This window comes from Sunxiuqinia rutila, assembly GCF_050589705.1.
GTDB lineage: Bacteria > Bacteroidota > Bacteroidia > Bacteroidales > Prolixibacteraceae > Sunxiuqinia > Sunxiuqinia rutila.
In genome coordinates, this window is sequence record NZ_JBNGOT010000012.1 from 39,385 (window position 1) to 51,852 (window position 12,468).

The window sequence follows — 12,468 nt, forward strand, 5'->3', positions numbered from 1 at the left end:
AACTGATAACCAAACACTAGTTGTTTTTACTACTTTAATCAATGAGTAAGTAAAGGCATCAATTTGTATTGAACAGTAGTAAGAGAAATTTAAAATAGATAATAATCCATTCAAATCATTCTAAACATGAGAAAACCAATTTTAGTAATTCTTCTTCATTTATTGTTAGTAAGTGCCTATGCGCAGTGGAGCCCTGCAGGTGATAAAATCAAAACATCCTGGGCAGAAAATATCGATGTCAATCATGTTTTGCCGGAATACCCTCGTCCATTGATGGAACGGACCGACTGGAAAAACCTCAACGGACTTTGGGAGTATGCCATCCAGGAAGTGGGAGCCCCGGAACCAGCAGACTTTGATGGTAATATCCTGGTTCCTTTTGCGGTTGAGTCCAGTTTGTCGGGCGTCCAGAAGCGCGTGGGCGACAAAAACGAACTGTGGTATAAACGCAACTTCACAGTGCCTTCAAACTGGAAAAACAAGCAGATTTTGCTTCATTTCGGAGCTGTAGACTGGCGGTCTGAAATCTGGATCAATAACATCAAGGTAGGTACGCACGAAGGGGGCTATGCGCCGTTTTCATTCGATGTAACTCCTTTTCTGAACAAATCGGGTGACCAAAAACTGGTGGTCAAAGTGTGGGACCCTTCGGAAAGAGGCTACCAACCGCGAGGCAAACAAACCAGCCGTCCTGAAGGAATCTGGTACACCCCGGTTACCGGAATCTGGCAAACGGTTTGGCTGGAACCCGTAGCCCAAAAACACATTGCCTATGTGCGCACAACTCCCGATATCGACAACAATCGTCTTTCCGTTGAGCTGATTTCAAACGGAACCAACTACAGCGATTTATACCAAGTTGAGGTGTTTGATGGCAGCACAAAAATTGCCACAGCCAAAGCATCGGCCAAACAGGCTGTCGACATTGCAATCCCCAATGCCAAATTGTGGGATACTGAATCTCCCTTCTTATACGACCTGAAAGTAAGCTTGCTAAGCAATGGCAAGGAGGTTGACCAGGTGGACAGCTATTTTGCCATGCGCAAAGTTTCCACCAAGCGCGACGAGCATGGGATTGTACGCCTGCAACTCAATAACAAGGATGTGTTTCAGTTTGGCCCGCTGGATCAGGGTTGGTGGCCGGATGGCTTATACACCGCCCCAAGCGACGAAGCCTTGAAATACGACATTGTAAAAACCAAGGACTTCGGCTTCAACATGATCCGCAAACACGTGAAAGTAGAACCTGCCCGCTGGTACACTCACTGTGACAAACTTGGAATTCTGGTTTGGCAGGATATGCCTAACGGAGATCGTTCGCCACGTTGGCAAAACCGCAAATATTTTGACGGAACGGAGTTGAAACGAAGTGCTGAATCGGAAGCCAACTATCGCGCTGAATGGAAAGACATCATGGATTTTCTGTATTCCAATCCATCCATTGTATGCTGGGTTCCTTTCAACGAAGCTTGGGGACAGTTCAAAACACAGGAAATTGTGGAGTGGACCAAAGCTTACGATCCCAGCCGATTGGTGAACCCCGCAAGTGGTGGTAACCACTATCCTGTAGGCGACATGCTTGACCTACACAACTACCCCCATCCGGAAATGTACTTGTATGATGCGAACCGGGCGACGGTATTAGGCGAATACGGCGGGATTGGCTTGGCTTTGGAAGGACACCTTTGGGCTACCGACCGCAATTGGGGCTATGTTCAGTTTAAGAATTCGAAGGAAGTGACCGACGAATATGTGAAGTATGGCGAGCAACTTCTAAAACTTGTTAAAGCCGGCTTCTCGGCCGCTGTGTACACGCAAACCACTGATGTGGAAGGTGAAGTAAACGGCTTGATGACTTACGACCGAAAAATCATTAAAATTGAAGAAGACCGTATCCATCACATAAACCAGAAAATTGTGAACTCGCTCAAAAAATAGACTAAGAACCGGATAAAGTAAACACAAAAAAGCCCCGGCAAAACGTCAATGCGTTTCGCCGGGGCTTTTCCTTTTTGAGCAAGAAAGAATTTAGATAGACTGTTAAGGAAAGGCAAAATGCTGGACAAAAAAAGAAAACTAATTTTGTTTCTTGGTTATCAGTTTGTACTCTTAGTGTAAGAAATATTCTTTAATATTGTTGTAGGTGTTTTATCGAGACCATAAGAAATACCACCGACCTGGATATGCAACAAAAACTGTACGCCCAGTTAAGAAGCACACCGCTGCCCTCTGCTTATCGGCCACTTGCCTGTATCCGTTTATTATTTTGTATCTTAAACTCAAATGCCTACTTCTTTTGTTATACCGGGTTTCAGTCCAGCAAAACAAGATTAGTTTAGCATGTTCCTGATCAAAGAATCTTTGGTGATAAACCAGTTCAACTTTAATTGTTTTAAAGAAGCTCTAGGCAACAGATACCCAATGCACATGGCTGCTTTGATGTGGTCGCTATAATGACCTTTTTCAGTCGTCAGCAGCCTTTCCGGTCCTTGATGAATTGTGCGCGTAAAGCATACAATTGTGAAATGGAATTTACCGGCGACTTCCTTCAAATTTCATTTCACAATGGACACCCTTGTCTCAGGCTAACACTTCCCTCCATCAAGGCAGGTTCCCTAGAGTTATCGCACATGCCGGGCGAACAAAAAAAAGGTGCAACGAAACTTTGTTCCGCTGCACCTTTCTCAAAAATCCTGCAAAAGCAGGTATTAACTATTTTCGTCGCTGATAATTTGGCTTTTCAGTACTAAAGAAGTCATTGTATTCCTGAAAAAACTCAACGCCCAACATTTCTGGCAAAGCTGCTAAACCAAGCAACATGCATGCATAATCAACACCTTCAACTTTTGAAGGACGCCAATTCAAATCGCTGTAGCTGTATTTCCAAAGGATATAATCACCACCATCTGAGATACCTTCACGAGCTGGCAAAGCCATTTTCCCTAATCCACGTGGATCGCGATACATCGCTATCAGATCTTTACGAACTAAATCCGGCAATACAGGTGAATACCCCGCCAGAGCACTCAAGGCTACGTTCATTCCTTTATTTCTATCGCGCTTAGTTCCCACATCTTCGAGAGCACAAATACGATCCACGCAATAGCCTTCCTCTAACTTTCCTTCTCGTTCACGTAGACCAACACCTGCCGTTGTACCCCATTCGTAGGGCTGTTTACCCATGTCATCCAAATCAGTTCTGTCGTGCCACCAGGCACGATCGGCCAAGGCGGCCTGACGCATGGCTTCCTGATACCATTTACTGGTAGAAAATTCATGCACAAAAATATAGTTAAACATGAAGGTAAAATTCGAGGTAAATTCACGTGTCACCTTTAGATCTGTCGGCACTTTAAATGTGTCTCCCGAGCGCGATGTATAGGTTGCATACGGGAGGTTTTCTGGCGTTCCATACCATTCGTTCCACAGTTTATTTGCCGGATCATTTTTCCTTTTTGCCTGATTTTTAGCCATCCATGCTACAAGCATATATTCATTGTAAGGCAATGTCCAATTTCCTGCCGGCGAACCATCAGTCTTCATTTTCAACGAAATTTGCCCCTTGGTCCAATCTCCCACAAACAACGACTGATTAACCATATTAAATAGCTCATCGGCATATTTTACTATTTGCTCATTCTCGTTAAAATAACGCTTGGCAAACAATACCCCTCCAAGCATCAAATCAGTATCAATAGGACTCCAGTCTTGTCCCATGGCCTTACCTGTTTCGATATCGTAAAAATGAATAAAACAGTTCTCTGCGGTTCGCTCCAGCTTTATTCCTTTATCATTATAGCCTAATACCGACTCTAAGGTTTCAACGATCTCCTCTTCGGCCGATGTTGTCCAGCCCATTTCGGTTGCAACGCATTGGGCAACCAGCCCCATACCAATATTGGCTGCCGAACCGCGATTGGTTTGGCCATGTGTACTCACAAAATCATGGTACAATCCATTATCGGCGCGAAGCATTTGATAAAACTTTACGGTATTATGCAATAGTTCTTCTATAATTTCCTGATCGTTTTTTTGAGCTTTTGCACTCCAAACCATCATTGTCGCAACAAGTATCAGAATTAGTTTTTTCATCTGTCTATAATTTATTTTTCAATGGTTCTATGCTACTTGCCAAATTCAATTTTACTCGTGTAGGAGTTTATTGCTCATGGCTCGTATCACACTATCCTTTTCTCTCTATTAATTAACCTGTATCGGTTTGGTGTAACTTGAAATACCATTCTCGCTAAAGGCTTCAATGGAAAAATAATATTCCGTATCGCGGTCTAAACAACGCATAAAATGCTCGGTGTCCTCATAGATTAGCCAAGATTGATACAGCTTATCGGGTGCAACTCCCCAGCGGATGTTATAGCCCTGTGCCCCTTTTACCGGCGACCATTTGAGCGTAATGTTTCTTCTGTCCTCTTCGCGCTTAACTGTAAATCCCTTAACAGCAGATGGCTTTTTACCAAATCCTTTACCAAAAACCCTTATTTCAGATATGGCTAAGTTTTTACCAGGGACTTTTACGTTATTGTAACGTACATATCGGGCTTCAACAGGCTGGTTCAATACAATGTATGCGTTGGGTGCATCTTTATAGCTATTGCTTCTATCTACTACAGTTTGCCATTCTTTCCCATCGTTAGATACTTCTATGGTAAACTGATGACGCAAACCTTCGGTACGTGTATAAATACCAGATTCGTGATCGTGATAGTTTAGTTGAAACGCATAAATTTTCCCCGGAGCACGCATCTGAATTTGCACCCACTGTTGATTGTCATTCGCATTGGCCACCCAAAACGACTTTGGACTTTCGTCAGTTAAAACATTTGACACAATCTGTCCTTCGGCAGTTTTCTCCAATGGCATCTCCGTAATATCGTAATTGCCATCGGTTGATGTACTTTTCTTAATTTGCATCATAGCGGATGACACCGTTGTTTTACCTTTATATGAAAGCAACATCCAACCACAATGCTCACCAGCTTTGGTTGGATGATTTGGTGCATACCGTGGATAATCACCATAGTGGGTATTGGAATACATCAGGTCTTCATCATCGAAGTAGGTTGGGAACATACACAAACGTCTTTCCCAATGCGAATTAGAGGCCAAGCCCATGGTGGCAAAGTGCCAATACTGATTGTTTGTTTGCTTCACGGTGATGCCGTGGCCAGCTCCATTGGTAAATCCTCCCGGTTTGAAGCACATGGGATTATTCTTCATATATTTAAATGGACCAAGAGGTGTTTCTCCCACGTATGCACCATCCCCATATACATTAAACTGCGTACCAGGAGCCGCATATTGCAAGTAGTATTTACCATTGTGCTTGGTCATGGAAGCACCTTCCATATACCCCTCCTTTAACGTTGGGTGAAAGTTATTTTCGCCAAACTGCTCCCAACCATGCTCTTCCTCTACCAGGTTAATCAAATCTTTCGTTACACCAGTTTCAAGCATGCGATCATCTTTATTCAGCATCTTAACACGTAGAGGATGTACGTTTGAGGAGCCCCAGTATAAATAGGTTTTACCATCATCGTCGATAAACAATTCCGAATCCTGGATATTCATGGAAATTGAAGCCGTAGGCGTCCATTTACCACTTTTCGGATCGTCGGTATACAATATACTTCCGTAACCGGCTGGATCTCCGGCAAAATACAAGACAGAATCCTTATAGTTGAATGCGGTAGGCGCGTTACAGCCTTCAAAAAACCACTGTGCAGGCTTTATGAACTCCCAATTCACCAGGTCGGTTGAATGCCAATAACCAAATGAACGGGTTACAAACATGTAATATTCTCCACGAAACTCAACAACTGCCGGATCGGCGCCTGAGCGGTAAGAAATATTTCGGCTGGAATTGTAAACCATGTAGGTATAGTCAATATCCAACGGATTACAATACGTTTGAGGTACAACCTCTTGCGCATTCAACAGGGTCGTAACATACATTAACCCCCCAATCAAAGCGTATGTCAATTTATTCATTAGTTTTCTTTTTGATTTTTAAACATCCATTTTAATAATTTTGGTTCAGCCAGAGCCTTATCCCAACTATTATGATTCGTATTTGGGTAACTGGTATAGCGAGTACGTCTATTCCCTTTATGCACTGTTTTGTATACCTCATAAGAGTAATGATGTGGCACCACATCGTCGGCCTCACCATGAAAGAACCAAATTGGCAGGTGCTTATAATTATCGGCAATGCGACAATCATGTCCCCCACAAATTACGGCAGCTGCGGCATATTTTTCTGGCCAACGGTGTAAAAATTCAAGGGTACCAATACCTCCCATTGAGATGCCCATAATATAGATCCGATTTTTATCGACAGATGGGGTCTCCATATACTCTTCTACCAGTAAATTAACCATTTCAGCCGGACGCGGAGCCACTTTACTCACGGGGAAATTAAATACCCAATTTTGCTGTGCATCCCTATTTTTCGTGCGGGCTGTCCACATCGTATCCACCGGACACTGCGGAAAAATGACAATGGCCGGGTATTTTTTGCGAAGCTTTTCATTCAAAAACAGATCGCCACCTAAATTTAGCTGACGCTCATTATCACTTCCCCGCTCTCCTGCTCCGTGCAGAAACAATACAACAGGGTATTGCTTGTTTTCGTCGTAATTGTGAGGATACAGAATACGGTACAACAAGGTATCATTCTCATGAATAAATTCTCTTTTTTCGTATTGAGAAACTTGCTGCGCTTTTACAGACCAAGTAGTTGAAGCCAGAAGTATCAGCGCAATTACTAACAATGACTTTTGCATGTTCAAATTTTGTAAGGTACAACGCTTAAAATATTACAATCCAATGCTTACTGCAAATATTTTTGAGGCACCTGGTATTCGTGAATCAGTTTCTCCAGTTCGGCATGTAGCTCAAGCTGAATGTCATTATATTCGGCTAATCCGTAGACATTATTCATTTCGGTTGGATCGGCTTTTAAATCATACATTTCCCAAACATTATCCTTGTAGAAATGAATGAGCTTATAATGTCCCATTTTCACCCCGTTATGCGCCTTCACACTATGAAACCCGGGGTACTCATAGTAATGGTAGTACAACGATTTCCGCCAGGGTTTTGCCATTGGGGTTCCATCAATTAATGGCAGCAATGAACGTCCCTGCATTTCTTCCGGAGTAGTCACACCAGCCATATCCAGAAATGTGGGTGCGAAATCAATATTTTGCGTCATCGCTTCCACTTTTTGTCCTTGCTTGGGGGCAAATGGGTCGCGGATAATTAAAGGCATACGGAAGGATTCCTCATACATCCATCGCTTGTCAAACCAACCATGCTCTCCCAGATAAAAGCCCTGATCGGAAGTGTAAACGACGATGGTATTCTCCAGCAGTCCTTTTTCTTCAAGATATTCATAAATCTCTCCCACACTATCGTCAATTGAACGGACACAAGCCAGGTAATCCTGCAAATAACGCTGTAACTTCCAAATCGCCTTTTCTTTATCGGTGCGTTCGGTCTGGTAAAAATCATCATTGCGTTCGCGATAAGCATCAAGAAATGTTTGTCGCTCTTTTTCGGTCATCCGACCAAAGAAAACCTGGGGCCAACGGTCGTAAAGTAACTGATCACTGTCCACACCATCAACCATTTTCAGATCGTGTCCTTCGTAGGCATGTTGGTAAATATTCATCTCCTGAATTTGAGCCGCTTCGCGACCTTCGTAATTATCGAAGTAGTTATCGGGCACAGGAAATTCGGTATTCTCAAACAAGCGGTAATATTTTTCATCAGGAATCCAGTTCCGATGAGGAGCCTTATGCTGCATCATTAAAAAGAACGGCTTGCTTTCGTCGCGCTCTTCGAGCCACTTTTTAGTGAAATCCGTAATCAGGTTGGTTACATACCCCATAAACTGCTGCACCGTATCCTTGGTCACAAAATCGGGATTATTGTACTCGCCCTGATCATTCAGAATCTGATAGTGATCGAATCCGACCGGACGCGTATTCAGGTGCCACTTGCCAATAATAGCTGTTTGGTACCCATTGGCTTGCAAAATATTGGCAACCGTTGGCTGATGCCCATTAAACTTGGTATTGTCATTTCGCATCAAACCATTGGCGTGCGAGTGTTTTCCGGTAAGAATAGTTGCCCGACTGGGGCCGCAAATCGAGTTGGCACAGTAATTCTCGGTGAACAACGCACCTTCGTTGGCCAGGCGGTCAATGTTGGGTGTAGGCGCCAGTTTGGTAATTGGGTGACCATAAGCACCTATTGCCTGCAGCGCGTGATCATCCGATATAATATAAAGAATATTGGGCTTGGCACTTTTTCTATCTTTCGACGTGATGCCGCATGAAGCTAGCAGAGCCACATTGAAGGATAGAAGTATTGTTTTTGAAAAGTATCGCATAATGTTTTTGCTTTACGTGGTAATATCTTATATAAAAAAAGCCCCTTGCGGGGCTTCCCTCAATTAATTGTATTTGAAGTTTGCATGATTTGATTCGTCAGCTGAGCTTGCCCCAATCCACAGATTAAAATCACCGGATTCAGCAACCGGCTTAAGATCTAGACCGAGGAATTCAATGGTCTTTTCATCGATGGTAAACTCAATGGTTTTCCGTTCGCCTTTTTTAAGGGCCACTTTATGGAAATCTTTAAGCTCTTTAACCGGACGGGTTACCGAGGCTGTGATATCCTGAATGTACAACTGGACAATTTCTTCTCCATCAAAATTACCCGTATTGGCAACTTCCACGGAGGCCTTAATCGATCCTCCTTTAGAGAAGGAGTCTTTATCCAACTTCAAGTTACTGTACTCAAAACTTGTATAGGATAAACCATATCCAAAAGGATACAATGGCGTGTTCTCCACATCGATGTATGATGAACGATAATCTGCCGGACGCTCTGAGTTATATGGACGTCCCGTATTTTTTGCATTGTAGAAAATAGGTATCTGACCAACGTTACGAGGGAAAGTCATTACCAATTTTGCTGATGGGTTGTAATCTCCCGCTATAACATCCGCCACGGCATGACCGGCCATAATACCAGGAAACCAGGCTTCAACAATCGCGTCCACATTTTCAGCTTCCCATGATAAATCCAACGGACGTCCGTTGAATAATACCAGCACAATTGGCTTACCTGTCTTTTTCAGTTCTTTTAGCAGTTCGCGCTGATTTCCGGGTAAAGTAATATCTGTACGACTAGCTGCTTCTCCTGACCAGTGAAAGTTTTCTCCCATTGCGACCAAAATCACATCGCTGTTACGAGCTACTTGAACAGCTTTGGCAAAACCGTTTCTATCAGCACTATTAACAGGCGTTATTTTTTGTGTTCTCCGATCGAGTAAAGGCAATTTAGTACCTTCAGCATAGTTAAATTTGACGTTGGAACCAGCATATTTAGCATTTAAGCCTTCGCGTAAGGTTACCGATTTTTTGCGGTCGCCTTTCATGGCCCATTCTCCATTCAGGCTTTCACGCTCATCAACAAACGGTCCGATCAAAGCAACACGTTTAGCTGACTTTTTATCTAATGGAAGAACATTGTTCTCATTCTTCAACAGGACAATGGATCCTTGAGCAGCTTTATGCGCTAACTCCAGCTTGTCTTGGCTCATTATTTCTTCTTTCTCGCGCTGTGCATCGCAATAACGATAAGGGTCATCGAACAGTCCCAGTAAAAATTTCATCTCCAAAATACGGGCAACGGCAACATCAATCTGCGCCTCTGAAACTTTGCCTTCTTCCACTAATTCACGCAAATGCCCAACAAAGGCCTCGCTAATCATATCCATGTCAATGCCGGCATTTAAGCTCAGTTCTGCTCCATGTTTCAAATCTTGTGCGTACCCATGGGCAATCAGCTCCATGATTGCTGTATAGTCGGTTACAACCAACCCTTTAAAATCCCATTGCTTGCGTAAAATATCGGTATATAAGTATTTGTTACCGGTGCATGGAACGCCGTTTAAATCGTTAAAAGCGGTCATAAAGGAACCAACGCCTTCGTTGATGGCTGCTTGAAAAGGAGGGAAATAAGTTTCATGCAATGTGTGCTCCGAGATATCCGTGGTGTGATAATCGCGGCCTGCCTGTGCAGCTCCATAAGCTACAAAATGCTTGGCACAAGCAATCATGGTGTTTCCTTTATCTAGCCCGGTATAATTATCAATTCCCTGAAAACCTCTTACACGGGCCTGAGCCACTAAAGACCCCAGATAAACGTCTTCCCCGGCACCTTCCATAACGCGCCCCCAACGAGGATCGCGCGCAATATCAATCATAGGCGCGAAGTTCCAGGCTACGCCTGAAGCAGTAGCTTCTTCAGCTGCTGCCCGGGCCGTTGCTTCCATCAACTCCAAATCCCAGGAACAGGCCTCTGCCAAAGGAATAGGAAAGGTTGTTTCCAATCCGTGTATTACATCCGCTGCAAATAGCATCGGGATCTTCAAGCGCGAGTGCTTCATGTTCTGCTCCTGCAGCATTCGCACATAGTCGGCACCAAACACATTGAAGGTACTACCAATCATCCCTTTTTTAAGGTACTCCCCTGATTTATTATCACTTACCTCTCCGGTTGGCGCAAAGTTTCCGGAATACTGATTCATTTGGCCAATTTTCTCATCAAGGGTCATCAGTGACAGTACTGAATCCACTTTATGCTCAATTACCGGATCACCACTGTAGCTTTTCCACATCGTTTTATACTCTTTGGGCTGCGAGCAAGCTACTACTGCCAGAAGTGAAACAGCAAGAGTTCCTTTATAGATAATTTTATTTAACATAGCGACTTCATTTGTGTTTAATGTTATCTCGAACGTTTATTTAAAATTTGGTATTAAAAAAGGTAGAGGAGTACCCCCCTCTACCCTATACTAACAATGATTGATTATTATTCCTGAACAGGAGCTAACAAATTGGGGTTCAAATCCTCCTGACTGGTTGGAATTGGTAAAAACTCGTGTTTACCAGCAACAAAACCAGGTAATACATCAGCGGCTTTTCCGGTGCGAACCAAGTCGTTAAAACGCTCGCCCCACTCCACTGAGAATTCCGCACGACGCTCATCAAGGATATCTTCAATAGTAGGGTTACTGATTGGCTCTAAACCAGCACGCAAACGTACCTCGTTAAATGGTGTAGCTGCATCGCCCCCCACTTTTACTTTGGCTTCGGCATTCATCAGCAACACATCAGCATATCGCAAGATGCGAATGTTGTTGTTCGAACCATAATCGTTCCGTCCTTCGGTGATTTGAGATTTAGGAACATAGGCTTTACCGTTATAATGCGCTTTAATGTCCATATAATCAGGTTGAAATAAGTTGATATTATCTCCGGCTGGCGTTACAGCATCTGATTCCAGAACTGCTACATCCCAACGTTTTGTCTCACCTCTGTCTTTCATAAACTGAATAAATTCAGGCTCCAATAACATAAAACCCCATCCGGAAATAGGTGCTTTATTATTACGTGGCCCCTGGTGCTGGAACCAAGCTCCTCCATAAACCTGGTCACCGCTTCCATTGCCAAAATCAGTAAACTGCAATTCATAAATTGACTCTGAACATAGTTTTCCAGGGATCTTAAATAAATTGTAGTAATCTTCGTACAAGCGATATCCACCATTAGCGATAATTTCATCAGTCAAGGTTTTCACCAGCTCGTAATTACCTTCCAACAAAGCGACTTTAGCTTTTAATGTCATTGCTGTGTACTTGGTAACTGCCCCTTTATTTACGGGTTGACTTTCGGGAAGGTGGGTAATGCAAAAGTCCAAATCTTCGTGAATCGCTGCACGCACTTTGGCCTGACTGCTGCGGTAAGGAAAAGCAAAGTTTACATCTTCCGCATCAATAAGAGGCACATCGCCCCATAGGTTCGAAATCATGTAATAAGCTAAAGCGCGGTGAAATACGATCTCAGCCTCATACTGATCGGCCAGTACTAATTGATCATCAGTAGTCAAGTGCTCCCGAAAACGATTCAATAATTCGATGTTATTATAAGCTCCAATAACGATCTGATAATAAGCATTCCAGGTGTTATTCAAGGCCCAGAAGCCTTTCACTGCATCATAATTAAAGTTCTCGATATCCAGATAAGTACCCTGGTCGGCAACAGAGCCACCACCTTTAGTTACCTCATCGTTACGCACATTTAGTAATGGCCATATTTCCCATTGAGCCAGTTTGCGACGTGCATTGGCATATACGCCAGATACAGGTGCATACATTTGACTAGAATCGGTATAGTCGATGTCTTCTGTTGGGATGGTGCCTTCCTGAACAATATGCAACCAGTCCTCGCAGGAAGTTAACATCAGTACTCCCAATAATAATACGATATATTTATTAATGTACTTCATAATTGTTTATTTCTAAAACAGTATAGCCTATGCCTGCCCAACTCAAGATTTACTCAAAAATAAAACGAGCATTTGCCATCTGTTAAG

The 12,468-nt window shown here is 43.2% G+C and carries 7 protein-coding genes; 1 reads left to right on the forward strand and 6 read right to left on the reverse strand.

Annotated elements, in window-relative coordinates; all coding sequences use genetic code 11:
* Nucleotides 1–126: 126 nt before the first annotated feature.
* Nucleotides 127–1,938, forward strand: coding sequence for a glycoside hydrolase family 2 protein (locus ACRD6K_RS14965; protein ID WP_430973900.1), 1,812 nt, complete (start codon nucleotides 127–129; stop codon nucleotides 1,936–1,938).
* A 774-nt stretch (nucleotides 1,939–2,712) separates the two neighbouring features.
* Here ACRD6K_RS14965 and ACRD6K_RS14970 read toward each other — a convergent pair.
* From ACRD6K_RS14970 to ACRD6K_RS14995, 6 genes are all read right to left on the reverse strand, one after another.
* Nucleotides 2,713–4,092 carry a hypothetical protein gene (locus ACRD6K_RS14970; protein ID WP_430973901.1) on the reverse strand — a complete coding sequence of 460 codons (1,380 nt, stop codon included), beginning with the start codon at nucleotides 4,090–4,092 and terminating at the stop codon, nucleotides 2,713–2,715.
* A 108-nt stretch (nucleotides 4,093–4,200) separates the two neighbouring features.
* Nucleotides 4,201–6,006: a family 43 glycosylhydrolase gene (locus tag ACRD6K_RS14975; protein ID WP_430973902.1), complete on the reverse strand. Its 1,806-nt coding sequence runs from the start codon at nucleotides 6,004–6,006 to the stop codon at nucleotides 4,201–4,203.
* On the reverse strand, nucleotides 6,006–6,800 hold the full coding sequence (locus ACRD6K_RS14980; protein WP_430973903.1) for a carboxylesterase family protein: 795 nt from the start codon (nucleotides 6,798–6,800) through the stop codon (nucleotides 6,006–6,008). The genes ACRD6K_RS14975 and ACRD6K_RS14980 overlap by 1 nt, the downstream gene beginning before the upstream one ends.
* Nucleotides 6,801–6,847: 47 nt before the next feature.
* Nucleotides 6,848–8,413, reverse strand: a complete 1,566-nt coding sequence (locus ACRD6K_RS14985) for a sulfatase family protein (RefSeq protein ID WP_430973904.1) — start codon at nucleotides 8,411–8,413, stop codon at nucleotides 6,848–6,850.
* Nucleotides 8,414–8,476: 63 nt separating this feature from the next.
* On the reverse strand, nucleotides 8,477–10,798 hold the full coding sequence (gene bglX, locus ACRD6K_RS14990) for a beta-glucosidase BglX (protein WP_430973905.1): 2,322 nt from the start codon (nucleotides 10,796–10,798) through the stop codon (nucleotides 8,477–8,479).
* Between the two features lie 107 nt (nucleotides 10,799–10,905).
* Complete coding sequence (locus tag ACRD6K_RS14995) at nucleotides 10,906–12,381, reverse strand: RagB/SusD family nutrient uptake outer membrane protein (RefSeq protein ID WP_430973906.1); 1,476 nt, start codon at nucleotides 12,379–12,381, stop codon at nucleotides 10,906–10,908.
* Nucleotides 12,382–12,468: the final 87 nt, after the last annotated feature.

Bases quoted from the DNA above. Each gene is read 5' to 3' on its own strand.
- bglX (WP_430973905.1), bottom strand. From the start codon at position 10,798: ATGTTAAATAAAATTATCTATAAAGGAACTCTTGCTGTTTCACTTCTG.
- ACRD6K_RS14985 (WP_430973904.1), bottom strand. From the start codon at position 8,413: ATGCGATACTTTTCAAAAACAATACTTCTATCCTTCAATGTGGCTCTG.
- ACRD6K_RS14980 (WP_430973903.1), bottom strand. From the start codon at position 6,800: ATGCAAAAGTCATTGTTAGTAATTGCGCTGATACTTCTGGCTTCAACT.
- ACRD6K_RS14975 (WP_430973902.1), bottom strand. From the start codon at position 6,006: ATGAATAAATTGACATACGCTTTGATTGGGGGGTTAATGTATGTTACG.
- ACRD6K_RS14965 (WP_430973900.1), top strand. From the start codon at position 127: ATGAGAAAACCAATTTTAGTAATTCTTCTTCATTTATTGTTAGTAAGT.
- ACRD6K_RS14995 (WP_430973906.1), bottom strand. From the start codon at position 12,381: ATGAAGTACATTAATAAATATATCGTATTATTATTGGGAGTACTGATG.
- ACRD6K_RS14970 (WP_430973901.1), bottom strand. From the start codon at position 4,092: ATGAAAAAACTAATTCTGATACTTGTTGCGACAATGATGGTTTGGAGT.